This is a genomic window from Paenibacillus sp. V4I3, from assembly GCF_030817215.1.
In the GTDB taxonomy this organism is placed as follows: Bacteria; Bacillota; Bacilli; order Paenibacillales; family NBRC-103111; genus Paenibacillus_E.
The window spans coordinates 7,935,161-7,961,378 of sequence record NZ_JAUSZA010000001.1; the positions used below are offsets into that span (position 1 = coordinate 7,935,161).

The 26,218-nt window shown below is 40.2% G+C and carries 29 protein-coding genes and 1 pseudogene; 11 read left to right on the plus strand and 19 right to left on the minus strand.

Annotated features, from left to right (window positions below; all coding sequences use genetic code 11):
* Nucleotides 1-32: 32 nt before the first annotated feature.
* The 6 genes from QFZ77_RS36625 to QFZ77_RS36650 form a co-directional block, all read right to left on the minus strand.
* On the minus strand, nt 33-446 hold the full coding sequence (locus QFZ77_RS36625) for a DoxX family protein (protein WP_307448585.1): 414 nt from the start codon (nt 444-446) through the stop codon (nt 33-35).
* A gap of 626 nt (nt 447-1,072) precedes the next feature.
* Complete coding sequence (locus QFZ77_RS36630; RefSeq protein ID WP_307448589.1) at nt 1,073-1,534, minus strand: hypothetical protein; 462 nt, start codon at nt 1,532-1,534, stop codon at nt 1,073-1,075.
* A gap of 49 nt (nt 1,535-1,583) precedes the next feature.
* Complete coding sequence (locus QFZ77_RS36635) at nt 1,584-2,831, minus strand: DUF4153 domain-containing protein (RefSeq protein WP_307448592.1); 1,248 nt, start codon at nt 2,829-2,831, stop codon at nt 1,584-1,586.
* A gap of 68 nt (nt 2,832-2,899) precedes the next feature.
* Nucleotides 2,900-3,121, minus strand: coding sequence for a helix-turn-helix domain-containing protein (locus QFZ77_RS36640; protein ID WP_307448594.1), 222 nt, complete (start codon nt 3,119-3,121; stop codon nt 2,900-2,902).
* 10 nt (nt 3,122-3,131) lie between these two features.
* Nucleotides 3,132-3,611, minus strand: a complete 480-nt coding sequence (locus QFZ77_RS36645; RefSeq protein ID WP_307448597.1) for a DUF2975 domain-containing protein — start codon at nt 3,609-3,611, stop codon at nt 3,132-3,134.
* Between the two features lie 347 nt (nt 3,612-3,958).
* Nucleotides 3,959-5,128 carry a putative glycoside hydrolase gene (locus QFZ77_RS36650; protein ID WP_307448599.1) on the minus strand — a complete coding sequence of 390 codons (1,170 nt, stop codon included), beginning with the start codon at nt 5,126-5,128 and terminating at the stop codon, nt 3,959-3,961.
* 150 nt (nt 5,129-5,278) lie between these two features.
* Between QFZ77_RS36650 and QFZ77_RS36655 the strand changes: the two genes are divergently transcribed.
* Nucleotides 5,279-5,485: a hypothetical protein gene (locus QFZ77_RS36655; protein ID WP_307448602.1), complete on the plus strand. Its 207-nt coding sequence runs from the start codon at nt 5,279-5,281 to the stop codon at nt 5,483-5,485.
* Between the two features lie 275 nt (nt 5,486-5,760).
* Here QFZ77_RS36655 and QFZ77_RS36660 read toward each other — a convergent pair whose 3' ends face one another.
* Together QFZ77_RS36660 and QFZ77_RS36665 are read right to left on the minus strand one after the other, a co-directional pair.
* The gene (locus QFZ77_RS36660; protein ID WP_307448605.1) at nt 5,761-6,675 is read right to left on the minus strand and encodes a hypothetical protein; all 915 of its coding nucleotides are present in this window, start codon (nt 6,673-6,675) and stop codon (nt 5,761-5,763) included.
* Between the two features lie 656 nt (nt 6,676-7,331).
* Entirely contained in the window at nt 7,332-7,964 is a 633-nt protein-coding gene (locus QFZ77_RS36665; RefSeq protein ID WP_307448609.1) for a DUF3885 domain-containing protein, read from the minus strand.
* Nucleotides 7,965-8,193: 229 nt separating this feature from the next.
* On the opposite strand from QFZ77_RS36665, the gene QFZ77_RS36670 reads away from it, so the two are divergent.
* From QFZ77_RS36670 to QFZ77_RS36700, 7 genes are all read left to right on the plus strand, one after another.
* Entirely contained in the window at nt 8,194-8,901 is a 708-nt protein-coding gene (locus QFZ77_RS36670) for a DNA alkylation repair protein (RefSeq protein WP_307448611.1), read from the plus strand.
* 765 nt (nt 8,902-9,666) lie between these two features.
* Entirely contained in the window at nt 9,667-10,170 is a 504-nt protein-coding gene (locus QFZ77_RS36675; RefSeq protein WP_307448613.1) for a hypothetical protein, read from the plus strand.
* Nucleotides 10,142-10,648, plus strand: coding sequence for a hypothetical protein (locus QFZ77_RS36680; protein WP_307448615.1), 507 nt, complete (start codon nt 10,142-10,144; stop codon nt 10,646-10,648). Before QFZ77_RS36675 ends, QFZ77_RS36680 begins: the two co-directional genes overlap by 29 nt.
* An 836-nt stretch (nt 10,649-11,484) precedes the next feature.
* Complete coding sequence (locus tag QFZ77_RS36685) at nt 11,485-11,814, plus strand: PadR family transcriptional regulator (RefSeq protein ID WP_307448616.1); 330 nt, start codon at nt 11,485-11,487, stop codon at nt 11,812-11,814.
* Between the two features lie 15 nt (nt 11,815-11,829).
* Complete coding sequence (locus tag QFZ77_RS36690; protein WP_307448618.1) at nt 11,830-12,696, plus strand: pentapeptide repeat-containing protein; 867 nt, start codon at nt 11,830-11,832, stop codon at nt 12,694-12,696.
* A gap of 14 nt (nt 12,697-12,710) precedes the next feature.
* Nucleotides 12,711-13,472 carry an ABC transporter ATP-binding protein gene (locus QFZ77_RS36695; protein ID WP_307448620.1) on the plus strand — a complete coding sequence of 254 codons (762 nt, stop codon included), beginning with the start codon at nt 12,711-12,713 and terminating at the stop codon, nt 13,470-13,472.
* Nucleotides 13,473-14,240 carry an ABC transporter permease gene (locus QFZ77_RS36700; protein ID WP_307448621.1) on the plus strand — a complete coding sequence of 256 codons (768 nt, stop codon included), beginning with the start codon at nt 13,473-13,475 and terminating at the stop codon, nt 14,238-14,240.
* A 991-nt stretch (nt 14,241-15,231) separates the two neighbouring features.
* Here the strand turns inward: QFZ77_RS36700 and QFZ77_RS36705 are convergent.
* From QFZ77_RS36705 to QFZ77_RS36740, 8 genes are all read right to left on the minus strand, one after another.
* Nucleotides 15,232-15,786, minus strand: coding sequence for a hypothetical protein (locus QFZ77_RS36705; RefSeq protein ID WP_307437995.1), 555 nt, complete (start codon nt 15,784-15,786; stop codon nt 15,232-15,234).
* A 49-nt stretch (nt 15,787-15,835) separates the two neighbouring features.
* Entirely contained in the window at nt 15,836-16,132 is a 297-nt protein-coding gene (locus tag QFZ77_RS36710) for an NUDIX hydrolase (protein ID WP_307437994.1), read from the minus strand.
* Nucleotides 16,133-16,186: 54 nt separating this feature from the next.
* Complete coding sequence (locus QFZ77_RS36715; protein ID WP_307448623.1) at nt 16,187-16,474, minus strand: hypothetical protein; 288 nt, start codon at nt 16,472-16,474, stop codon at nt 16,187-16,189.
* 100 nt (nt 16,475-16,574) lie between these two features.
* Complete coding sequence (locus QFZ77_RS36720; RefSeq protein ID WP_307448625.1) at nt 16,575-17,288, minus strand: DKNYY domain-containing protein; 714 nt, start codon at nt 17,286-17,288, stop codon at nt 16,575-16,577.
* A gap of 172 nt (nt 17,289-17,460) precedes the next feature.
* Entirely contained in the window at nt 17,461-17,901 is a 441-nt protein-coding gene (locus tag QFZ77_RS36725; protein WP_307448627.1) for an NUDIX hydrolase, read from the minus strand.
* A gap of 717 nt (nt 17,902-18,618) precedes the next feature.
* Nucleotides 18,619-19,698 (minus strand): Ger(x)C family spore germination protein, encoded by a 1,080-nt coding sequence (locus QFZ77_RS36730; protein ID WP_307448631.1) that lies wholly within the window; start codon nt 19,696-19,698, stop codon nt 18,619-18,621.
* Nucleotides 19,695-20,777, minus strand: a complete 1,083-nt coding sequence (locus QFZ77_RS36735; protein WP_307448634.1) for a GerAB/ArcD/ProY family transporter — start codon at nt 20,775-20,777, stop codon at nt 19,695-19,697. Before QFZ77_RS36735 ends, QFZ77_RS36730 begins: the two co-directional genes overlap by 4 nt.
* An 11-nt stretch (nt 20,778-20,788) precedes the next feature.
* Nucleotides 20,789-22,237 (minus strand): spore germination protein, encoded by a 1,449-nt coding sequence (locus QFZ77_RS36740; protein ID WP_307448636.1) that lies wholly within the window; start codon nt 22,235-22,237, stop codon nt 20,789-20,791.
* 707 nt (nt 22,238-22,944) lie between these two features.
* Here QFZ77_RS36740 and sda point away from each other — a divergent pair.
* Nucleotides 22,945-23,124 (plus strand): sporulation histidine kinase inhibitor Sda, encoded by a 180-nt coding sequence (sda, locus tag QFZ77_RS38095; RefSeq protein ID WP_373462708.1) that lies wholly within the window; start codon nt 22,945-22,947, stop codon nt 23,122-23,124.
* Nucleotides 23,125-23,313: 189 nt separating this feature from the next.
* Here sda and QFZ77_RS36745 read toward each other — a convergent pair whose 3' ends face one another.
* The 3 genes from QFZ77_RS36745 to QFZ77_RS36755 are packed head-to-tail and all read right to left on the minus strand — an operon-like array spanning nt 23,314 to nt 24,524.
* Nucleotides 23,314-23,448: a winged helix-turn-helix transcriptional regulator gene (locus QFZ77_RS36745; RefSeq protein WP_307448639.1), complete on the minus strand. Its 135-nt coding sequence runs from the start codon at nt 23,446-23,448 to the stop codon at nt 23,314-23,316.
* Nucleotides 23,445-23,624, minus strand: a complete 180-nt coding sequence (locus tag QFZ77_RS36750; protein ID WP_307448642.1) for a winged helix-turn-helix transcriptional regulator — start codon at nt 23,622-23,624, stop codon at nt 23,445-23,447. The genes QFZ77_RS36745 and QFZ77_RS36750 overlap by 4 nt, the downstream gene beginning before the upstream one ends.
* Before the next feature lie 21 nt (nt 23,625-23,645).
* The gene (locus QFZ77_RS36755) at nt 23,646-24,524 is read right to left on the minus strand and encodes a pirin family protein (RefSeq protein ID WP_307448645.1); all 879 of its coding nucleotides are present in this window, start codon (nt 24,522-24,524) and stop codon (nt 23,646-23,648) included.
* An 865-nt stretch (nt 24,525-25,389) separates the two neighbouring features.
* On the opposite strand from QFZ77_RS36755, the gene QFZ77_RS36760 reads away from it, so the two are divergent.
* Nucleotides 25,390-25,557: a hypothetical protein gene (locus QFZ77_RS36760; protein ID WP_307448649.1), complete on the plus strand. Its 168-nt coding sequence runs from the start codon at nt 25,390-25,392 to the stop codon at nt 25,555-25,557.
* Between the two features lie 285 nt (nt 25,558-25,842).
* Nucleotides 25,843-26,137, plus strand: a pseudogene (locus QFZ77_RS36765) (winged helix-turn-helix transcriptional regulator).
* The last annotated feature ends 81 nt before the right edge of the window (nt 26,138-26,218 follow it).

Below are 26,218 nucleotides of genomic sequence, written 5' to 3' on the forward strand. Positions count from 1 at the left end.
ACGAAGGGAGAGCCGTTGATTTTACCACCTCCTTAAAGCATGCGGCTCTTCGGACGTAGCGCCCAGGAGGCGATATTTAGTGCAGCATATGAAAGCGGAAGGATAATAGGAAACCCATAATCGCCAGCAAACGCATGAGATACAGCCGCACCGGTCATTAAAAAGAAGATACCTGCGTGAACCCATTCTTTAAGCCGAGGAAAACCTGGCACGACGAGAGCAATGGCTCCAAGCACTTTCCAAGTCCCGAGAATGGTCAAGACGTATAATGGGTAACCAAGATTCTTCACTAGCTCGATGTTTCCCCCATATTGCATCAGTTGCCCGATACCACTTAACATAACTGCTGCTGCGAGTAGTAATGTGACTGACCAATATGCAATAATTTTTCCTTGAGGCTGGGTTTCTACTTTCGTGATCGTTTCCGCACCGATAATCTTACTCATTTCTTTCCTCCTCATAATTGTTGATTCAAGTGAACTATATTCTTGCTCCAAACTTTCCAAATGACTAATTACTAATTGGACACCATTTAGTGACGCTTTGATTATAGGTCACCATTTGGTGTCGTGTCAACAACATTTTTAAACTCCGCATGAAAACGTTAGTTAGCAATGTATGACAACACTTTATGCCATTTGGCTCTTTGACTAAATGTTAAAAAGCCTCGGCGCGATAATGCCGAAGCTTTTTGATCATGACTCAGTTTTGGTGGGCAAAAAAAGCCACAGCAACGGGCTTAGGGTCTAAGTTTTATATTTTAAAGGGGGTCGACTTTTATTATAAGCTTGATTAATTAATGCCACATGAAAATAAGATTTCAATCATGTTACATTTACTTAACTCTTGTTTCTCGTTAGCTTTTTCACCAATTCAATAACTGATTGAATGAATGGTGCTATATTTTCCATTTGTAACCAATATATATTTACTGTTCTATATTGCCCATTAGCACAATAGGCCACCGATCCCCGACAGCCTACATGAACTTTGTTATGAAGCTAGCGTTTCCCGTTAGTTCATCGAACCGCGAGAGAAACGATTAAGTGCAAGAAGTTGGGTGTGTGAGCGTTTATCTTCTCGTAAACTCCATAATCCAATTGGTATCCCAGTTGTTGCCGCCATCAAACGAAAAGGCCTGTTGCCAGCGAGCGGTATTCTCCGTGATCTCATCCCAAGTGAATCTCATGTGCAGCGGCTTTCCGTCTGATGTTTCTACCACTTGATTAAACACACCAATTCCATTTTCAAACTTTCCGATCAGCGGTCTAAAATCATGAGGGTTGCGATTATCCAGCCATACCAACGACCACTGCTGCGTTTCCTCGTCATAAGCGCGTATCGTCATCCCTTTTCGGACTTCACCATCCGGGAATATTCCTTCAAAATGGTCAATGATGACCTTCCCATCGAGATATTTCTCACCTGTATGACTAGCTTCAAACTCTTCCCAGACGCCTTCCTTTTCCGGATACATCGCATTCGTCCGACGTCTATTGCGATTTATCATCGGTTTAAGCGTAAAATCTAACAAAAAAAGGAGCTGCTGCAAGGTAGCTCAGATTTTACATTAACAGGCCTTTCTAATAAAAAATTAAAGGAAAAGCAAATGTAACGAAAGCTGCCCAAAGCCCGTAGACCGGCAAATACTTAGTAACGGCATCTTGGATGGCCAACGGTCCGGTTTTGTTTTGTAGAAAACGCATATAGGAGAGCATAATCCAAATTAGATTGGCCCAGATAAGTATGTTTACGCCTAAAACAGCAAGTCTGTTGGGCGTAATCCCATAAGAAGAAAGCCTGAACACTATGGCTGATAAAGACACACTGTCAATGATAAGAGCAAGAACAATTAGGGCAAAATTTATATAATCAGAAATGTTCTTTTTCTCGTCTGTGCCGCTTTCGGTAATGGAGAATATGGTGACGGCCAATACACTAAGGAGTATTCCGTTGAAGGATAGGAGGAAATTGCGGTCCAAGAATGGATTTTTCCCGACCCAAATAACCGTTATAAGATAGACCAACAATGTTGCCAGTACAAGAGGACTAAAAATTTTGGCTATATATGGCGCTATATTTTTTGCAAGTTTAAGGTTCCTTGATACCAGGTAAGTAGCCACTATAGCGAGTGCGGCAGCACCAAATAAAACGACATTTTTGAAATAAAAATCAGATATATCCATGCCGACAAATCTAAATAACTGCATGGTTAATGCGGTTAGCAGCATTCCGCTTATTGCCATACTGGCGTAGAGTATGCAAAGTTCCCCATTAAATTTAAGATAGGCTAATCTTATGCTGCCTCTGCCATATTCATTTCCTGTAAATGCAAGCCCTACTACTACCCACAAGAATATGGGAAGGTGTATATACGCCAGGATAATACTGTCTTTTTGCTCTAGTGGCAGCATATTCAGATAAAACCCGGAGATTAGGAATGACGATACTAGGGTGTAAAGAACATTTTTTTTAGGGAAATTATTGAATACAAAATAGATGGCAATTAAGGGAAGAATTCCAAATACAAGGTTAATAGGGGCTATAGCTTGCTGTTCGACAAAATGAAAAATGATCCTTGTACTAATCCCGGCCAGAATTGCTAAAATTCCCATGGATAAGAAATCTTTCTGAAACAAGGAAGCTTTTTCTGTATGTACAGTCTCCTTGAAATGCAATCTTTCATACCAAACGGCAAGAACCTGCGAATCAGGGTTTTGTTCCCAGGCGTAGGAGAATGACTTTTTAAAAGTTTCGGGTTCTTTTCTAAACATTCTCTCCAGCTCTTGGGGATTAGCCATATTTTCAATAATCAGATTGTTAATGCCCATGGTTATACCTCCCCTAATTGTCATATTAAGTCCTACTTTCCTCCACAATGTTTATTAACCAAACTTTATTATGCTTGAGTGTCTTCGTCACTTCTGTATTCTAAAATATCTCCAGGTTGACAATCTAAAGCCTTACAAATCGCCTCTAAAGTGGATAATCGAATCGCTTTTGCCTTTCCATTTTTCAATATAGAGAGATTAGCCATCGTGATTCCAACCCTCTCCGAAAGTTCTGTTACGCTCATTTTCCGTTTAGCCAACATCACATCAATATTGATGATAATCGCCATGTTATTCACCTCAGACCGTTAAGTCATTTTCTGATTTTATATCTATGGCATTTTTTAAAAGCTTTTGAAGAACAGCAGCAAAGACTGCAATAACCATGGAGGCAAAAATCATGACCATTCCGATTACAATTATACCTGGGGCATCGTCTTTCTCCGCCATGAGATAGAAGAGTGGCATGCCTACCACATATAGGATACTGATTGTGATTGCACAGTATTTTATATTCTTTAAAACTTGTACAGATAATTCCGAGAAAGCTTTGTTCTTGTCAATATAGCTTAAAAGTTTAAAAGCTTGATACAGAGCAAAGTAAAAAGGTATCGCCGTTGCATACAAATCGATTAAAACGAGATATTTCATATAAGTATGATCTGGATACAATTCTGCTGCAAAATTCGCTATCTCTGGCACCAAAAATATACACAAAGCAAGAATCGGAATTCCAATAAGAAAAACAACTACCTTTAAAAAGAGTGTTTCTCGTTTCATAAAATGCACCTCACTTAGTTATTGTCAATTTGATTTTAATACATGATTTATCGTTTTACAATATATAATTACCGATTATTATTATATTATTGTTGTTATATAAATATCCCTTGAATTTTAGACAAAGATAAAAAGCATTCCTCATTACCAAGAAATGCTCTATACCTTTGACGTATTGCTATCATAGATTATAGCCTAGAATCCGGCAACCGAATTTCGCTTGAGTTTATTGAAGAATCCAAAAAGGAGCCTAGTCAGCTCCTGCACTAAACTCCCTCTATGGAGAATTGCTGCCCTTTAGTTCAATGAGGCTGCCCGGTTGGTTCCGCGGCAGCCTTGTTTTTGTGTTATTCAGCTGGTATATAGGTTACACCTTCTGTATAGGAATTGTTAGCATTCCAGATTAGGTATTCATTAACACCAGCATCTTTTAAGGCTTTAATTTGTGCATCTACTTCAGCCTTGCCATATTTAATATAATTGCCAGCACCTAACCAGCTTGCTGTAAAATCTTGAAGCCAAGGACGTGATAAGGGGGGAGTCTGGAGCTGTGCAAACTTCTCTTTTTCAGCCTTCATATATTCGGTAACAAGTCTATAAGGCTCTTTATCTGGTTTTGGAATTCCGAAATAACCATTAGACCAATGACTTGGATAAATCATAGACGAAATTACATCTACTGAGCTAGAAATGCGGTTAAAGTTCTGACCGATACCTGGAGCTTCAGGCAATGTAGCCGTATATCCGAAGATATCAACAGACACTTTTACTTTATACGACTTTAGTTGTTCTCTGGCATATGCGACAAAGTCGCTGACAGCATCAACACGAAGCTGTGTCATACGTGCTTTATCGCTAAAATCCGGTGCTTGGGGTGCATGTTTTTTTAGATCAGACATGCTCTTTTGAGCATCGTCCAGTGCTTTTTTATTTTCATCGGCTTTTGCTGAATTGTAGGTATTCGTAGCATCTGTCAACTTTATTTGTAAAGAAGTCAAATCGTCTTGATATTTCTTAGAGGCTTCAGAATAATCTTTTTCTTCTTGCACAAACTTAGTTGGTTTTTTATCCTTGTAGTCGCCCAATGAATATTTAAGAACTTTGTCCCTACTTTCAAAACCTTCCGGAAATCGAACATAGTCAAATTGGATCTCTTTAAACCCAAGTTCTGCAGCTAATTTTGCAACATCAACATTATAATGCCATGTTTCTTGAAGGAATGGGTTGATAAACCCGTCACCTTTTCCATTACGCCAAACACTGTTGCCGTCTAAATAAGAAAGGTCTGGACGTTTTTTCGACAGAACCGTATCTTTAAAGGCTACAATACGTGCGATAGGATAAATTTTATGCTGTTCAAGAGTTTTCATGAGTGCTTGGGGATCTTTTATGTAAGGTTGGCCAAATTCTGCAAATTTGCCCTCAGGTTTAAATGTGATATAGCCGTCATCATCCTTTATATCTATCACCATTGCATTTAGGTCTGTGTTATCAACAAGTGATAGAAGTTTAGACATATGGCCCCCCCAGCTGACCAACCTGTTACATAAATTCCACGTACTGCATCTGGATAATCGAAGTGTAGTGGGGGATCAAATGCAGGTGCTTGACTTGCTGCAGGTGTTGGCGACACCGCGAGCGGTGAATCTGAGGGCGATGGCGCGGATATGGGTGTAGGCGTGGGCGTGATTTCTGGTGCAGACGTTGATGGCGGTTCCGATGGATTCGGCGTGTTTAAAGCGACTTTTGACGACAAACAAGCTGACAACGAGAGTACTAAAAATAGCATAATAAAAATAAGACTTTGTTTCTTCACGATGTTCTCCCCCTTCTCCCAAAATCACTCAATTCTAATAGTTATTTTTAATTGGTAATAACGGGAAATTTAATACTCAATAATTGAAATATTCGCGAAGCGATTAAACTATGCTGCTCGTTTGTACAATAAATAAAAAAAGAGCCGTCTAAGCAGCTCCTGCACTAAAGTTCCTCGTTAGCTAAAACGTTATTGAATGATGAGTTGAGGATAATATTCGCAACTCCATCTTTCGGTTTAAGCGTATCACTGATTAAGTATAAGTTCGAAACTTTACCACTTAATATTTCATTTATTGAATCAATCAGCATATGCCCTCTTCCATCGGGTACATTAGTGTCGTGTTGAATACCAGTCCAGCACTCGTAAGGCGCGGAGAGTGTTCCAGCGGCTAGGCTCGCCTTCCACACCTTCCATGTCGAAGTGAACTCGATCGGGGTGAGAGTTCTCGAGCGGCCATTTCCCGTTTTGGTCTTGATTCTTCGCCACCAGACCGACGGCCTCAGTGACCCGTTCATCGGGTTCGACACCGGCGCTGCGTAAGTAATCCAGACCCCGCAGCAAGTCGTAATGCCACGTGGTTGGGAACGAGAAACGCGTCCAATTTGGATCGATCACCTCGCCGGATGACAGGGACCTCAACATGCGACGCTCCAGAAGGTACTCTTGTGCCCGGACGCGGGCTTCGGTCACCGCAGCAGTTTCACCCTTAGCCTTCTCGTACTCTAATAGTCCTTCCAAGACACATATGGTGCTATGGAACGAGGATCGTCGACTTTGAGGGGCGTTGCAATTCCAGCCTCCGTCCTCAAGCTGCTCACCGAGGAGTCGATCGACTAGCCGACCGCTTGCCTCTCCGAAGTAAGCACCCACTCCAAGGATCCAACCATTGACACAGGCCTCGGTCTCGCCGTCGAAGTAGGGCCGGCCGCCCATTTGCCGCGGCCAGGTGATGTGGTCACGCACTAGGCCGATCGATCTGCGGGCTTCCTCACCCGACGGATCCAAGCCTAGGTCCTTCAAAAGCAGCAAGGTGTAGCTCGTGCATAGCCAGTTCCGTGCGTCGGCGTCACCGCCCCAGTTGCCCTCGGAAGATTGCAGGCCGAGAACCCGGGCACCCCAACCTTCCGAGACAATCCGCGACCGCTCTGCGGCAACACAGTCATCGGGCTCTTCGGTTAGGTCACGCATCACCTGCCAACGGATCGCAGGGTCCCCGCTAGTATGGAAAATGATCGTTCTTTTCAATTAGACTTGGGGCTATTCCTCCACCTCGATTACAGAGGTTTCATCAGTCATACCCCTGCCCTCACAAGGATAAATTCATTTCGGCAAGTGCCTTATTGCAACCGTTTCGGGTAAACAGCCCTTCCAGCAACGTCCCTTGTTTTCCAAGTCCCTTATAACCTAGCTATCCGTTCTGAACTTAGGTGCTTCCTCTAAGCCTGTGAGACCAATGCCACCATAGTTTGGCATAGCGTATTTCAGAGCAGAAAATTTTACTTTACGCCACTCACCCCATCGTCTGATGGTACACACGTTTCCGTGTGCTCTAACTGTAGACCTGTACATTCGGAAGTTCGTCAGTTCGCTTCTGTGCAAGCATTCTCACCATATCCAGTTTTTCAGCCACGCGACATATCCGTTGGCATACCTTTTTTTTTTTCTCTGTATGGCTCTAGCCTTCGTTTTGCCGAATCTACCTGTACTTCACACCTCATGTTCTGTTAAACATGACGCGCGCAGGAGTATTGGCGGGGTGGTTTCGGGATACATGGTTCCGTCATTCCCATCCTCGGTTGTAAAGTTAAGATTACACCTTGTAATCTTCTGCTTTTCACACTGTCTGGTGCTTATGGCAGAACTTGTCGTACTTCTGCGTTAGTTGAATACGTTCACGGTGATTATTCGAATATCTTATTAATTTCAACACTGTCATAATCTAAAATCCAATCATTATAATTTTTATACAAATGCCTTATAGATTCTTTACCTGAAGCAATAACATCACAACCTCTGTCATCATAAATATGAAAGATTGTATCGTTGGTAGTGTTGATAAAAAATATATCGTGATAAATTTTTGGTTTTATATCCATGTCCTGATTACAAATTGCCTTTATTAAGTTAATATACTTGACGTCAGAAACTTTGCATCGAAGTGTGTATCTATGCGTTTCAAAGTCGTAGATGTCGTACACGTCTTCAAAGACATAAGGAATAACCTTGTGTTGTAATTTAAATAAGACATCTTTGTATTTTATATAGTGGTTAAATATCTTTAGTTTTCGTCTTTTAAGTAATTTTTTTTCATCAGCATGGTGTACGTTGGCAACTATAATTATATCTTCATCAGGAGAATGAAGACTTTTGAAAAGTGATAAAGAACGCTGATAGACACGCTCCATATAAAATACATCCTTATTTTCATCAGGATTGCCCAGCTCAAATCTAATACCTATATCCCAATTATAAAAAAGAGGTGGTCTTAATTTTAAGTCAGGAAACTTCTCATTCATACAATCGTTAAAGAGCATATTAGCACCTCTTTTTTCTTTCATTTTAACACTGGTCGTTCTAAAACTTAACTGCTCGTTTAGCTCAATGACCTGGTCACATCCGGTTGGGTGGTGCGGATGTCTCCGACTGAATCTGCTTCCTGCTCAGATGGAAGTGCAATTAAAAATACTTACAAAATCTGATATAGTCTTAATAGATAGCATAAACCTTAGAGGAAAACCTCCAATTAGAAGGAAGTGTTAAACAATGAATTTAGAAATGGTTATACAGGAGCTTGAAGCTCTCGGCAAGGAACGAACCAAGAAAATGTACGGATCCAATGGCGCGCAAGAACCGCTTTTTGGCGTGGCTACAGGCGATATGAAGCCCATCGCCAAGAAAATTAAAATTAATCAACCTTTGGCTGAACAGCTTTACACCACAGGGAATTACGACGCAATGTACTTTGCCGGCATAATTGCAGACCCAAATGCAATGACTGAAGCGGATTTTGAGCGTTGGATGGATGCGGCTTATTTTTATATGCTGTCCGATTATGTGGTTGCAGTAACCTTGGCAGAAACAGATATTGCTCAAGAAGTTGCCGATAAATGGATCGCAAGCGGCGAAGAACTGAGAATGTCAGCGGGCTGGAGTTGTTACTGCTGGCTTTTGGGTAATCGCCCGGACGGTGAATTTTCCGAAAGCAAAATTGCCAATATGCTTGAAATCGTGAGAAATACGATTCACGATTCTCCCGAAAGAACTAAATACGCTATGAATAATTTTATTTACACAGTGGGGGTATCCTATATACCGCTCCATGATAAGGCGGTCGAGACCGCAAAGGCAGTAGACCCAGTAGAAGTCAAACGGGACAAGAAAAAAAGCAGTTTCCTACATGCTTCCGAAAATATTCAAAAGGCAGTAGATAAAGGGCAACTTGGTTTCAAACGCAAACATGTAAGGTGTTAAACTATGGCTTCGCCACAAGAAACGATTTGGGCAGCCAAGCCATTCAGGCTTCTCCCGGGAAATCTGATCAAGTAGAAATCATTGCCCAAAACTTTTCCTGCCCGATAGCGGGAAAAGACAGCCGGTCATAGCAGCTGCCTTTTCTTCACGGTTATTGAGCTAAAGTTTCCGATAGCATGATAGTACCTTAATTAACTCCAATTAAAGTCCTACATTTAGATACTTGAAAAATGACCATAAGAAAAGTGTTGTTGTTATACACCAAGCAAAAAAACAATACAATGAAATCTTCAATTCTAATTCTACATACAAGCATCTGAATTATTCGAATGATTATTTCACCAACAACAAAAATCCCTAAACAAAGAAGTCCCCAAAAATATACAGTTTTTTCAAAACCATTAAGTTCAATAATTTTATGATTAATAATACTCGGCACACTAATCCAAAAAAATCCAAATAATAAAATCATTAAATATTTGAATTGGTATTTCGAGCAAATATACTTTAATTTAAGTCTTGAATTTTGCATTTAAATTTCCCTATTCTTGGAGATTAATGAACTCTCTTCTGCGTTAGTATTTGAACCGATAAAATAAAAAAAACCACTATTTAGGCGGTTCTTAATCGGACTATGTTCTTGTCACCCGACAAAAACCTACAAAAACCAAAAGCACCCTGAGCTCTCTGCACCGCGAAGTTACATATTTCCCCATTAATTGGAGCATGGTAAGAAGATAATCGCAACCTGAAAGGGACCCTGTAATGCTGACTCTCCTTATCGCTTTTTTTATCAGCATGATCGGCATCGCATTGATTCCTGTTCTACGGAAGACGCTGCATCCGCTGGAAATATTGTCGTGCGGCTTATTAGTAGCTTCCCTAGAGCAGTTCTCCTATGCCATACTGACCGTGAACCTGCGGCTGGTGAATGTAAGTGACAATCCGCTCGAATTTATTGCATTGAAGCTGGAACAGATTATCCTCGCTCCACTCCTTATTCTGTTTGGTTTATTTGTGCTCTTTTCCAAATCAGGAAAGCCTTTTCTTAAAGCGATAGCATTGGCAGTCACCGTTGTTCTCCTTTGGGGCGTGCAGTATTTGTATCATCTAAGCGGCACCGTTCAATTTGTTAAATGGAAATGGGAATACGTATGGATCAGAGATGTTGCGTTACTTGCCATTTACATTATGTTTCTCGCGTTATTGCGAGAATTTTTACGATGGCAGGAGGTGTCCGATGATCCTGTATCCTCCGATTCGCTTTGATGCAAACGAATGGTTCATCCTGATCATATCCGTGGTTTCGTGGGGTATTTTCTTGCTGCTGCCGAACCGCCTGTCTTTCGTCAGCATATTTATCATTTGGCTGTTTAACGGATTGCTGGCATTTACAGCCGATTTTTCCATCGGCGTCAAGCCATTCGATCTTTACGATTTCGGCGATCGGCCCGAATTCGAGTGGTTCGATATCATTCTCTATCTGTTTACCTATCCGCCTACACTGTTTTTCATGCTGCACTTTTATAAAAAATGGATGCCTGCGGGATGGCGTCTCTTCGGATATATTCTCTTATTCAGCCTAGTAACGGTTGGGCTCGAAGGAATCTCAACCTACTGGTTTCACGCCTTTACCTATAAGGGCTGGAAGCTGTGGTACTCGGGTCCGATCTATTTGATCATTTTTGTCTTGAACCTTCTGGTATTTCGCTTTGTGCAGCGTTACGTGCCGGAACGGAAAAAGTAACTCGCCGCCAGTCCTCGTAAAATTTGTTGACACTTGCATACTGCTCATCCCGAGGTTTGGCATTGGTACGATGCGGATTTGGCACGATTGAAAGGAGTTAGTGAGGAGTAGGGGTGTTGAATGTGTTAAATCCACGTTTTACGAATTACAAAACCGTCTGACTCCGAAAAATTAGTAATCGTATGATCCCAAAAATCAAAACAGCGGCTGCAAAGGACGAGAAATAAAGTCCTAGGCAGCCGCTGTTTTATTGAACTATCGTTCTCCGTCTAGCGTAGCAGTACATGCAGCAATAATTGCTTATACTCCGTAGAAATCCTTTATATTAAACCAAGTTTCATACCAGAATGTTTTTTGTTTATTTGGTTTCAATATCTCGATCGTTCCTTATTATAAACACTTTATCATCTATATTTTTTAGGGTATCACCGAACTGAAATACAATATCTAAACAATCCTGTCGATACTGTTTTTCTCTTGTATCTGACAACTCTGCTTTTTCAGTGGAAAATTTTTTTCTAATTTTTTCCTCGTCCCTTCTAAAAAACTTTAAGTTGTTAGCCCGTTGTCCTAGGCTATCGTTCTTCGTTAGCTCAACGAAGAACATGTTGCCAATTTGGAAGCAATCCATAGTCCCTAGTATGTTTGTAATCTAGGAGCATTGCAGCTTCCGTATTATCTATACGAAACTTCATCGAGTCCATCCCTAGATCTAAATGAGGATCCCTATGTATTGTATGAATAAATACCTTTTCTTTAAACAAGGTATTTTATTTATAATAGTACCTTGACAGACATAGTAGTATGTCATATTATAAAAACACGGAGGTGATGAAATGAGCGAGAACAAAATTACATCCGACTTGCTTCGCGGACATACCGATACGATGATTTTACGGCTCTTATCCGAAGCTGACCGCTACGGGTACGAAATTGTCAAACTGATCGCCGAGCGCTCGGGCGGCGAGTATGAATTAAAGGAAGCCACGATGTACTCCAGCGTCCGGCGGCTTGAAACAGACGGCGATATCGAGTGGTATTGGGGCGATGAATCTCAGGGCGGAAGGCGCAAGTATTTTAGGATTACCGAAAAAGGCAAGGATATATACGCCCGCAACAAAAGGAATTGGGAGTATTCGAAGCGCGTGCTAGAAAATTTATTATAAAGGAGATTGGATGAGATGAATCCGAAATTGACGAACTATTTGAACGGCGTTTTTACGCCATATGATGGGGTAAAAAGCGTCACCGAATTAAAGGCGGACCTGCACTCCGATTTGCAGGAGCGATATCGTGAACTGAAAGCCGAGGGCAAAGACGATGAAACAGCGTTTAAGATGACCATTGAGAGCATCGGCGACATCGAACAAACAATCCTGGAGGTGGCGAACCTCTCCCGCTCGCTGGAGCGGCAGGTGCTGACAAACTTTAGCGCGAGCAACTTGCCAATGAGCGACTTTGCGGGCGTTATTGCGCATAAAGGAAATTTTACAGCGAGCGCTTTACGCGGTTCCGACTTTGCTGGCGCAGACTTGACCGGCAGTTCGTTTAAGGCCAGCGACGCACGTGAAGCCAATTTTGACGGCGCGAATCTGACTGACTGTACCCTATCCTCCCTAGACCTTTCGGATGCGAGCTTCAATGAATCGATCCTTATACGTACTAACTTCAGCACTTCGGGGCTGGACGGAGCAAAATTCACAGGCGTAAAACTGACCGACGTCACGCTAACCAAGCTCGACCTTAGAAAAACAATCTTTGAAGGTTGTATCTTTGACGGCGTGGTCTTCAAAGATTCCGACCTGAGCGGGCTGCGTCTTGACGGGCAAACCTTTATCGGTGTTAAGTTTGACAAGTCGGCATTAAAAGAAGTTTCGTTTAGGGGCGCTACACTCAAGAATGTCTCTTTTCAGGCTTTCTTTTCGTTGACGAATAAGTATTACCGTGGCATCAAAACCATCTGCTTTGACGGAGCAATGATGGATAAGTTGACTTATGCCTCTCTTAAGGGCATGGGGGCCGATTTGTCTAAGGTTACTGTTCGATAAGGAGGAGGAAGTTTATGCAAAACAAATCAATTAAAGTGATTGGGCTGCAAAAATCCTACAAGCAGCATCAAGTCTTAAAGGGCGTGGATTTTGAGGTTGAAAAAGGTAGTATTTTCGCCCTACTTGGCTCCAACGGGGCGGGCAAGACAACGGTTGTCAAAATCCTCTCCACGCTGCTAAAACAAGACAGCGGAACCGCCACCGTAAACGGATTCGATGTTGCGTCAAAACCCGAGAATGTGCGGCAGGCGATCAGTCTGACCGGGCAATTTGCCGCCGTGGACGAAATTTTGACCGGACGGGAAAATCTGATTATGATTGCCAAACTGCGATACCTCAAAAATCCGCGTCAGGTTGCGGACGATTTGCTTACACGCTTCGGCTTGACAGACGCCGCCGACCGCAGGGCGTCTACTTACTCGGGTGGTATGCGCCGCAGGCTAGACATCGCCTTGAGCCTTGTGGGAAAACCGCAGATCATTTTCCTCGACGAGCCGACCACTGGGCTTGACCCCGAGGCGCGCATCGAGGTTTGGAAGATTGTCAAGGAGCTTGCCGACGGCGGCACGACGGTACTCCTAACCACGCAGTATTTGGAGGAGGCTGAGCAGCTTGCCGAGCGAATTGCCATTCTGCACGAGGGTAGGATTATCGCCAGCGGCACACTCTCGGAGCTAAAAAAGCTGTTCCCATCCGCAAAGGTGGAATATGTTGAAAAACAGCCGACATTAGAGGAGATATTCCTCGCAATCATCGGCAAAAAGGAGGGAAAATAAATGGAGACGGTAAAGAAACACTTTTTCAGCGATCTGGGCGTTATGCTTGGGCGTTCCATGCGCCATATTTCCCGCAGTATGGACACCATCGTCACGGTCACCATCATGCCGATCGCGATGATGGTGCTGTTCGTCTATGTGTTCGGCGGTGCCATTCAAACCGGTACGGACAACTATGTGAATTATTTGATGCCCGGCATCCTGCTGATTGCTATTGCAAGCGGGATTTCGTATACGGCTTATCGCCTGTTTATCGACGTGCAGCGAGGCATATTCGAGCGGTTTCACTCCATGCCGATTTCACGTTCCACCTTACTGTGGGGGCATGTGCTGACCTCGCTGGTATCCAACGCCATATCGGTTCTCGTCATCATTCTCGTAGCGTTGATTATGGGCTTTCGTTCGCCGGCAGGGATATTGTCATGGCTTGCAGTAGCCGGCATACTCGCGCTGTTTACGCTGGCATTAACTTGGGTCGCGGCGATTGCCGGACTGTCCGCAAAATCAGTAGATGGAGCAAGCGCCTTTTCCTACCCGCTTATCTTCCTACCGTTTATCAGCTCGGCGTTTGTACCGACCGAGTCGATGCCGTCGGTCGTTAGAGCCTTTGCAGAAAACCAGCCGGTGACCTCGATAGTGGAAGCCATCCGTGCGCTACTGTCAGGTCAGCCGGTGGGCAATGATATATGGATCGCTCTTGCGTGGTGCGTAGGGATTTTGTTCATAGCATATTTCTTTGCAATGAGGGTGTACAAAAAACGGGTGTGAAAAAAAAGACAGCTTTTTCTGAATTGATCAAAAGAGAAGACAGTCCTGAAGAAAAAATTCTACATCTATATAAAGGCGTAACTGATTAGCAGTGTAAAAAATGCGAATGTCGTTCTAAACACTTATACTGGGCTTACATCAAGAGGGTATTTATACGAGTTATCGTGCTTTGGTTGCTCATGTTGAAAAAATGTCATATAGCATGGATTTGACGCACAACCGACTAAATAAATCGTGAGGAACTTTTACGATGATTTTCAAATAAAATGCAAGATATAAACCAATTGAGCGATGATAAACATTTCCTCCTAATCGTGCAATCTAACACCAATAAAATCACCTTTGTTTTATTCTAAATTCATGAAACATGGTATCGTTATTCTTAAAGGAAACCACAGTCAATTGGACATTATAACTTGAATTATAACATACAATTTATTCCACTATGCTGCCCGATAGCGGAGAAGGCAGCCGTTCCAATCCGACGGCTGCCTTCACTTGTTGTTTATTGAGCTATCGTATCCGTTAGTTCAACGTTTTTTTACATTCATTTAGATTTAGAAAGGTCAAAACGTGCGATTTCTTTTTCTTCGATTGAAACAATTAATGTCGCATCGAGGGCATTGATTAATAACTTGTTTGGTAATATTCCAAATATATGATGGCGTTAAGTTTTTCAGTGACTCCATCTGAATTGTTCTATCCGATAAAGCCAAAAATATCAGCACCTTTTCTAAACCACTTAATCCTAAAAGGAAAAACTCAAAAAGTGGAATCCTATATTTATTAAGGGATTCCACTTTGTTCTTTTCTGTGAAAATGCTCTAAGAAGAAGGGGAGTACCTGCGAAGCTCACCATTGCCAACTCCCTTAAAAAGTTTCATATTAGACGTGTATTGGAACAAATCGAAGGGATCACAATATGTTTTCGCCTGATCTTTTCTGTCTGGAAGAACAAATAGCGGGGAATCCCCGCTTTGAACGATTTGCGTTACTTCAACCAGCCCTTGTAATTATGTTTTTTGGTCCACTGATCACCCAATAATTGTACGACTTGCTCGTTTGTGAGATTTTTCTTATCTACAGTTGCATATAATTCATTGAATTCTTCCTGAGTAACAGTAATTTTCCATAACTGATCAACCATATATTTACGAGTGGTTCCCAACTGAATTCCTTTCACCTTAAAAGGAACCTGTCTTTCATTCATATAAATAAACATCTCCATGGCGGCGTAGACATGGTTCAGCTTTCTGTTATCTTTGGTTTTTGATATTACGTATAAAACCTTTGCTGTTTCATCAATTGTTCCATCCCTCTCGGGGATAGCCTCTTTAGTTGATTTATTGTTGCTAATTACGTCTATTCGTTCAACTGATACTTTATCTGCTGCAATAATCTTGAGGTCATGTATCAAAGCCTCTTCTGTCACACTACTACCGACTGGATCAATTCGATTCGAGATCAAAGTGATAAAAAAGTACAATAATATAAGAGCCGAAACTCCTAATAAAATATAATAAATGAGACGTTTCTGTACTACCATGATTGCCCCTCCCTTTATTAGAAAAGCTGAGTCCTCATAAAATGAGAACTCAGCTGTTATGTGGTAATTGTCCCAGCAACTTGACCTCGTAATACATTCCGAATTCGTGAAGTGATTCATACTCGTAGGCATTAAAATTTTCAATTATGGCGATAAGTCGATCGATGACAACTTGAAATCCTAACTCCTCCAAGAATTCACGGACGACGATTTCCTCCGTCGGCTCATTCACCTCAGCTCTTCCGCCAGGTAAGACCCAAGCGTCACCTTTCTTGTTTCTTTGAAAAAGAATTTTATCACCATTACGTAAAACCCCTGCGACTCTGATACCCGGTAGCCTCGTCATGTACTCATGGAGCTATCGTACCCGTTAGTGCAACGAGTCTTTATAAGAATTAAGTTACCCAATCCACAAAATGGTATTTTCTGTTTTAAAAGCTAAAGGTAACTTTTTAATAAGCAAATCAATCGTTGTCACCATATATACCAAATCATTTTTTAGTTCCAGAAGTGTAGATTCCAACTGTTCTTTTCTTATTTCTACTCCATTCTGAATACCATAAATTTTTAACTCCTCAATAGCTGGTTGCCAAAAATTTGTAAAGAATTCTTCGTTAGAAATTGGTATTTCAAAACCTAGTTCAAATAAATTATCCTCTTGATTCATTCTAAACATACTAACAGACATTAATTAGCCTCCAAACTCCGCTACCGTCTCCCGGTAGTTGAATGAATGATATGGTTCTCAGCAGTATCTTTCTTCAATAATTATTAATCTTACTTATTCTTTATCTTTTATCTTCCACTAATTTATATCCTGTATAAGTAAGTTTATCCGTTTTTGCTTTTCCATCTTCAGAATAAATAACACTCTCAGTAATAAACCCATACTTTTTACGATTATATTCGTGCTTATTCCGTTCATACTCTGATGATTTTTCTCTCGGGTCATTTTCTTTACCCAAGAAGCTGTCAAACGAAGACGAAGTTGAAAAACGTGCTCCCTCAATGACTTCAAATTTAGAAACATCATCTACAAAAAGTGGTAAGCTACCACAGTATGCGTCGTTTTTATCTTTTGAATAAGGATACTCCAGTACTTTAAAACTATCTGGGTTTGCATTGATTACTTTAAATATTGACCAGTCATTACTAACGTAAATATATACATTATTCTTATCTTTTGCGTAATGATATCTGCCTTTGGTGCTAATAATTTTGAAGGTTCCCGGATCAGACCCTTCTACTTTATGGTTTTTAAAAAATACACTGTTATTATCTCTTGCAAAATCACTGTACTTTAAAACCTTGAATTCATCCTTTTTTACATTGATCGGACTAACTCTTCTGCCAGCTCCCGCATCATAGGAAACATAATTCCATGTTCCATTTTCATATACAAATCCCGGTTTGAATGAGAACCATACATATAAACTTATAGTTAGGATGCAAACAATAAGGGTACAAACAACAATTCCGGTTATCGCTAACTTCTTTTTCATTAACACCACTCATTCTAATTAATTGTAAGGAAACAAAAGCCATAGACATTGATTTAATACATATTCGTTTAGGTTATCGTACTATCCTGCCCGTTACTTCAATGACAAAAGCAGACGGCCGCGGCTGTCTGCTTAATTTCACTATCGTTCCTCGTTACTTCAACAAACTGTATTAAGAATTGTGATTAATAGTTCCTCTGAGTACATATGGTGCTGATGATTTACCAATTATTGATCCCTTTAACTCACTTGGTATATTTATGTATTCTTCTGCTCTTTGAGGTTCCATCCAAGTAACTTCCTCAATTTCTTCTGGAAATGAGATATTTATTTCTCCACCAATTACATTCCCTCTAAAGGTAAAGAAAATTGTATGATGTTCCCTATCTACAAAAAACGCTTCACTTACACTGAAAATACCATTTAATTCAACCTCTAAGCCCGTTTCTTCTTTTACCTCACGAATAGCAGCTTCTTCAAGTGTTTCTCCCCGTTCTACTGCTCCACCAGGAAGTGTATAGTAGGAAGATTTCATACCCTTGTTTTTGACCATCAATACATTTTTTCCTTGTTCATCAAAGAGAAGCACGTAGGCAACATCTACTCTTTTCATTTAATAAATCCCCTTCTCGAAGAAATGTGAATTATCAACAATTCGTTACTTTATTTGAACTATCCTGCCCGTTAGCGCAACGAGGCCGCCGTTTAAAACGCGGCAGCCTCGTGGTATAGTTTATTGTGCTATCGTTATCCGTTAGTTGAACGCCGAACTAACTTCAATCACGTTTCCTTATGAATAATTTTATATAAGCCATATAACAGCATCACCAACACCACTAGCAATATTGCTTCAAACAGCAAACCTTTAAATCCAAAATAATGTTAGCTATAAACGGATACCACAACAATCGCTGTTATCGATATATTTAAAAAAGTTGTTGACATAAAAAGACTTCCTGACGTTATGATTCTGCGGATTTTACCTACTATGATAAGGGTAAACAATAGTGCCACTAAAAATATAACATCTGGGGAATTTGTCTCTAATTCATTTTTGTGAAATCTATAGCCAGTAATCGCTAAAATCAAAATTGTAATTGCAGGGATGAAAATGATGTTTATCCACCTGAATGCCTTATTCCAAAATCCATCCATAAGAACTCCCTTATAAATTTTTTATATATACATTTTCACCATATGTTATTCAATTATTCTGCCCGATAGTTGAACAGGCCGCCGATGAAGAAGCCGGCAGCCTGTTCGTCATTGTGCTATCGTTTCCGTTAGTTTAATCACATACTGGGTTATATTTCTTTATCCTGTCTACATATTACTTTCTGTCACCTTCCCCAATAAGGCTAACATCGGCATTTATTTTTATTTTTATATTCGGATACTGCTCCTCCCATATATTTTCGTCCCAATGTCTTGTTCTGCTTCGTACAAAGTTACCAAGACCCAGTGGATCGATTCCTAGTTTTTGAAATCTATGGATTAAATCCTCTACTGCATTAACAATTTCTTTACTAAATGTAGATTCTAAATGTTGTCTGTCATTATCTGTTATTTCGAAACCCGCACTTTCTAAAATGCTCCCTTTCAATTTAAGCTTAATGTCAATTTCAGGGTTTACGTTATTAAATGACGCTTTATATCGAAAACTGGATTGTTCGTTCTGTACAGAGACGTATACATCTTCCCTTAATTTCGTTTCATATGTACCGTGATTCTTTTTTTCAACAAGCAATTTAAAAAATTTTAATTCCTTATTGTTTAAGGAATCAACATACTTGTCCTTTTGAAATAAAGCTAGACCCGTTATTTTAAATTTACCCTCTTCTAATTTTACAAGCGGCAGATACGGATCGATCCCTTTACCCAACAAGGCATATTCAAAAGTATGCAAATTTGTCCTTGGTAAATGTCCTTCTTTAATATTACTATTGAATTGTTGAATCAAATAATGGCCTTTTTCCACAGAATGACTATAATTTGCCTCTAATAACTCTTTAGCTTGTCCATCTACCACTGCTAATTGCAAACGTTTAGATACTCTTGGATTTCTCAAGGCCATATCTATAGCTTTTTCAAGTCCTTCTTTAGCAAGCTGACGACTACAAAGTAGGACGGATAGCTTTCCACTTAATATAGGCGTGTTTTCCTCTTCCAGAAGTATTCCTCTTGCGTTTATAATTGTTTGACTAACGGCGGTTGCCTCAACATTTGTGATCGTGTCCTTACCTTTGTATTGAGGTTTTGAAATCGTTAGTATCATTGTCGTCTTTGGTCCTTTATCCACACCTATAACAAGAGGGATTGAAACTCGATCAATGATTGATTTATTTACACAACCTATCAGAGCAATTATAAAAATAAAAATAACAATTACAATCAGAGTAAATCGTTTCATTCAGTTTTCACCTTCTTTATCATCACAAGTAAAAACATGAAGGGAATATAAGCATAAACAATCGCCATGCCGGTATAAGACAGCAAAAGACGTGCATTGTCTATAACTTTAAGATGAGACAGTAAGGACACAAGAATAAAAAACAGAACTGCATAAATAGGAACCGTAGCAGTTAATCTGATATTGGTAATTAATTTAGTGATTCGGCTCACGGACCATAGACATAAACATAGAATAGGCAGAACGCGCAACAACTGAGAAGAGACACCCACAACTTCAAAACGTTCAATATACGGAAGCTGTACGAATTGGAATTGAGATATTGATGGCCATATTTGTTTAATTAATTGATCTTTACTGAAAAATGCTAATGAAGCTATAATTTCACTCAGGTAAAAAAAGGTAACGGCTAAATTAGCTAAATACACCCAACGTTCAGTTTTTTGCGGCTGTTTAAACCATGGATAACAAATTAATATGACTTCCACTCCAAGGAAAATAAAGGTTGTTTCCCCTAAGCCTTTTGCTAGTTCAACTACCTTATGATCCATAATGGGTAAGAAGTTGCTAATATGAAAGTAAGGTACAAGAAATACATAAATAAAAAGTAGCAGATATTGAAATAAACTAAAGAAACAAACTCCGATAACGATTCTTAACCCGCCATAAACGGCATAGCTGGCAAGAAGAAGTAACACCAGATTAAGAATCCACGTATCCAAATCAGGAAACATCCATACCTGAACAATCTCTATAAATGTTCCAAGCACAGTACCACCGAAAAGAAGCAAATATCCGATAAGCAACAGATTCAATAAATTACCAATCCACCTCCCGAAAAAAACTTGGTTGATGGATATAATGTCTTTTTTTTCTGAATTTAATATTCGATACATCATCCAAATGACTACATGAAAAATAAGACCGTTTAATATGACAACAATCCACGCATCCTGTCCAGCTATCTTTGTAATCGCACTTTGGAATGTCAGAAAGCCTACTCCTAATTGCATACAGTGTGCTGCAAAAAAGGCCATATAAGGCGAAAGTAAGTATTTTTCACTGATGTTATTGCCCATAATTTACAACCTCATTCTTCATCTAGATCTGAACTCATTCTGGAAGGATTTTGTGTACGTAAGGAGCGTGGTCTCTTAGAAAAACTCGAAAAGGGAAGACGAACCAACGAATCATTTAAATCAGAACGTCGAAACGGGTAAATAGGTGCCAAATAAGGTGATCCCAACGTTTTCAACCTCAAAAGATGTATGAGAATGAAAGCAGAAATGATAAATATACCGAGCAATCCCAACCATTGTGCAGCTAATATCAGAGGGTAACGAAGTAAGCGAATAGTCGTGCTCATTCTGAAAATCGGCGTAGTGAAAGAGGCCAATGCAGATAATCCAACAATAATTAACAGTATATTGCTAGTGAGTGACGCTTGGACAGCTGCAGTCCCAATTACAATACCTCCCACTATTCCTATGGTTTGTCCAACTCGAGCCGGCAATCTCGCACCTGCTTCCCTCAGAAGTTCAATAGTCAATTCCATAATAATTGCTTCGATAACTGGCGGTAATGGAATTGTTGCCCTAGACGAAATCAGCGTGCTTAATAAAGTAGTAGAAACTACTTCGTAATGATAAGTGGTCACGGCTACATAAAGTGATGAAGCACCTATGGAGAAAATAATTGCAAAAATCCTTATTAGCCTAAAGAAAGATGCGATATTCCAAGGCAAATAATAATCTTCATATGCCACAAAAAACCAATTTAACGATACTGGACCGAGCAATGCATCAGGAGAACCATCCATTAAGATAGCAACCTGTCCTAATCCTAAACCTGAACATATACGATCCGGTCTTTCCGTTTCCAACAGCTGAGGGAAAATCGATTTCGTGTTTCCTTCAATCATTTGTGACAACATCGTGGTGTCAAAAAGAAAATCATAATCTATACCCTCAATTCTCTCTGTAACAGTTCTCACGTAATCCTCATTAGTTATCCCTTCCAAATAACAAACAACCACTTTTGATTTCGATAAGCTACCTACAGAGAGTTCCTTCATTTTAAGGTTTGGAACAGGCAGTCTTCTACGTATCAAATTCAAATTGACTTCTAAGGATTCTACAAGTGCTTCTTTTGGCCCAACTATACTAAATTCAATTTCAGGTTGTTGAACGGATCTACCTTTATTTTCTGCTCCATCTACTAATACAACTTGTTTATCCTTTCCTTTGAAATAAATAGCAACGTACCCTCTAAGCAATTTTTCCTCAATTATTTCCCACTCTGCTGTCATCAATTTTTCAGTAAATGGTAATAAAGCATAGAATTCGACTAACGATTGATTCCCATTAAAATTGAGGTGAGGCAAGATTGCTTCATGTAAAATAGTTGGATTAATTAAAGTTTTAAAATAGCTAATCGTAAACGGAAGAATAGATGTACTATTCTCATAAAATATAAAATCAGATGAATTCACCATTTTTTTTAGGTTATTTATATGTTCATCATTCTTTTCCAGGTTCATTGGTAGAATTTCCTTTCTTATATTTATAGGGATATTGTTCCAAAATGTGACGATATTTATCCAACAATTACTGGTTGTCTCGATTGATCTCGATTGTGAATCATCCCAGGGAAATTGAAATCCTTGAATGAACAAGAAAATTAAATTCAGAAGGTAAATATGCTAGTAAGGATTGTTTTGCCGATACACCTGTGGCTGAGGATCGCAGAGCATTCCTAGTAATACGGCTTTATTATCCGCTATCCGTAAAATAAAACAGACATTACCGGCTATAAAAATGAGACTTTGCATATACGATATGTAGGAATTGATATCGTTAAGGAATTGAACGAGCGGGATATAAACTTAGACGAATGTTTCCGGCATCAACTAAGCGGTGAAACAGTAAATTTTGCTTTATCATGCAGCGCATATACATCCAAATTGATTTTCAGTTCATTAGGATTCAACTCCGAAAAGATCTAATTAAAAAGACCCAAGGTAACTTAAAAGTAACTATCTTATTAAATAGTGCCTCCTTGAAGGAACAATCGCCCTATTCTATACTTGGTTTCATAATCCGAACGAAAAAATATTGAGTAGAAATAAAAATGAAATTTGAATATAAAGTTAACTCCGCATCACTCATACAGTAAGATACATAAAAGTGATCGTATTCGTGGATAAACAAGCAGCTAAAAGGCGATTTCAATTAGAGGTGACAAATTGTGTGGTCATTATCGGATGAAGAATTGTTAAATATTTTAAATGAGGCTACGAAACTAAAATTAGACACTAAATTTATTGAAATGATTCAATACCAAATTCATCTGCGGAAATTGAAAATCGATTATTCGTTGATTGAAGAAAATTTTAATATCAAATTAGCTAACGTTGAATTCGATTAGCTGATGATCATTAAAAAGCGGTAAGCGTCACTGCTGCTGGACATTATTTTCAAGCGATTATATGTGTACAAGACAACTACCGCGACATGAAGTCTCGGTAGTTGTCTTGTTACTATAGTTACAATCTGTCATACAGCAGGAGGGCCTATTCCACCCACTTTGGTCTAGAAGTTCTTCTTTGTTGTACTCCTAACACTTCGAAAGTAACCATCCTTGCTCCGCCCAATTTTCTACCTCTTGCAATACGTGCCCAAGTGCTTTGCCCCTGTCGGTCAATTCATTTTCAATTAGTATCAGTGTATGATTGTAAACATGCCTTTTCAATGATTCCGAATTCCAACAGTTATACGTTTTGAGAGCATGACATAGCTCAGCTCGGGTATTTCTGCAATAATCTCCATGTAATGTCTATTTCCTTCCTTCATTAAGCTTTTGATGATTAAACCCGTCCAACGTTTGCCAAGCACATCAAATGCCGCTTCAGATATGTATTTATTCATGTTTATGAGTTACATCTCCTTTTAGACCGCAGGAGGACCGAATTTACCTGCATGATAATCCCGAAAAGCCTGCTGTATTTCATCCATCGTGTTCATGACAAAGGGACCGTGCGCAACGACTTCTTCTTTAATCGGAACCCCGGAATAAATAAGCACTTTTGAGCGAGTATTTGCTTTGATTATCAGTTCGCTTGTATTTTTTTCGTCCCCGTTTTCATTGAACGTTAGCAACGCCACGCTTTTTTTATTCAATACAGTTCTGCTATCACCAAACTCAAGCTCTCCTGACAACACATACAGATAAGCATTGTGATTTTCAGGCAAAAGGTGCGTATACGCTGCACCGGGAGCAAAATTAATTTCCGCCATGGTTATGGGAACCAAGCTTTCCAATGGTCCTTTAACACCAGCAAATTCGCCGGAATAAACCTTAATAGCTCCCCCATCAAAAGGAACCCTCGGAACATCTTCAACATAGATTTCCTGATAGGTAGTTGGCGATTTCTTTAACGACTTAGGCAGGTTAAGCCATACCTGAAGAGTATGGATAATCTCGTCATCTACAGCTTCTTCGGCATGTCTGGCCGCCCAACCAGCATTCATATATTGCACGTCGCCGGCTTCCATAATGGAGTGCCCTCCGGCATTGTCGATGTGCTCCAATCTTCCATCCACCACGTAGGTGACAGTTTGGAAACCACGATGCGGGTGATCGGAGAACGTGCCGCGCTTAAACCAGTCTTCCGCCATCAAGATGAATGGATCCCAATCTTTCCATCGACCTGGATCCAATACCCAAGCTTGTTGAACATGCGGAAATCCTCTCTCACCGAATCGAACCATCCAATGTTCCTTGATATCCCTTTGAAAAACGGCAGTTGTTGTTTGTTCTTTCATCATTTTTCCCTCCATTTAAAAAATATTTTTTGGGGAAGTAAGGACGAGACAAATTTGATCTTGTCCAGGCCCCGTTTCTTTCTGTTATCTGATTACCGGGTGCCCTCTTTTAAGTCAAGAAGCTGCCATTCCCAGCGAAGACCTTGGCCGAAGCCGCCGCCGTATTCCTCGAACAATGTCATGACTGCCCCGGTGGTTTCCTCCCGCGCCCAATCACGTTGCAGCCCACTGACATAGGACCACGTGGTGATTGGGGTAGCTCCCGCTTGGAACATACGCTCTACAGCGAACCGCCGGAAACGTCTGTAATAAATTAGACTTCGTAACCGTCACCGATTGCAGAAAGAACCGGCACCAACAAACATACTTCTGTCCAAGCCCTGCCATAACAATCTTCTAATGACTCGATTTCTTTACCCACTCTAGGAACACTCTAGGAATCTCTCATCTTCCCATGTGTTTAAACCTGTGTGGTCGGTCGATTGGCTTTTGATTCGGGAATTCTTCCTTGAATTTCCTTGATGAGATTCTGACGTTCGGCGAATGCTGTTGTCAACAAAGTCGGCACCTTGAATATATTTGCGGCTTACGATAATGCTTTGGCGTGGTTGATCACCGTTGAAGCATAATGGGACCGGATCGTAAGCATTGCAGGTATTGATGATCGATGAGCAGAAGGGCATGATTGTTCGGGTTTAACAGTTTGGAATATGATATTGTGGTTGTCATTAGTATGTCCTTCTAATAATGTTTTGTTCTCTCCCGTGATGTTATACCTTTATTATAAATAAATAACTTTAATAAAGTAAGTAAGCACTTCAATGTGTTAGTTTCAAAAAAGAAACCGAAGGTGTTTAATGGACTTATTATGAACAATATGATTCTCTGGCCTTTATCAAGTCAACCTATACTCTGGTGCGAGCTGAAGGAGGAACAAGCGAAGTTCCGCGAAGTAACACTATCAGAGTTGAAAAAGCAGCTAAGCCGAGGGAGTATCTATCATCTTTTGTTTAAAGACTATGTATGGCTTAAATAAGGTTTGTAATAAGCACAACAAAAGACCATTCCTAATTAGAATGGCCAAACTTTCGCTATTAAGCATTGTTCCTAACCACTGTTTCCAACAGTATCTTTTTTTGATACTATTCCACATCAAAGTGGCTTCTTCATATTTTGACAATTTAGGAACATAATATATAAACGTAAAGAGACGAATGAAATATGGCAACAGAGTTCGAACTTGGGCTATATACCTTAGGTACAAATCGATCTCGGAGGATGGAATTATCGAAGATAGCACAGATATTGAAGTGGCGACGCTATGGATATGATTATCGGGAAATGGAAAATCTCCATTCTCCTGCATTTGATGCGCGGCGGCACCAAGCGGTTTAATGAATTGCGACAACTGATGCCTAGTGTCACTCAAAAAATGCTAACTTCCCACTTAAGGGAGCTTGAAGAGGAAGGGATTGTAGGACGAGTAATATACCCTCAGGTGCCTCCGAAAGTTGAATATTCCCATTACAGAATACGGGCGAAGCCTGGAGTCCATCATCAATATGATGCACGAATGGTGGGAAGCTCATATCAGAAAGAAGCAACCCATAGAGTAAAATTAGGTGCTCTTGGGTGTGACTTTCTTCGGCTACAGAAGTATTATATCACCATTATTCCAGTTCTCATGAATTGTGCCA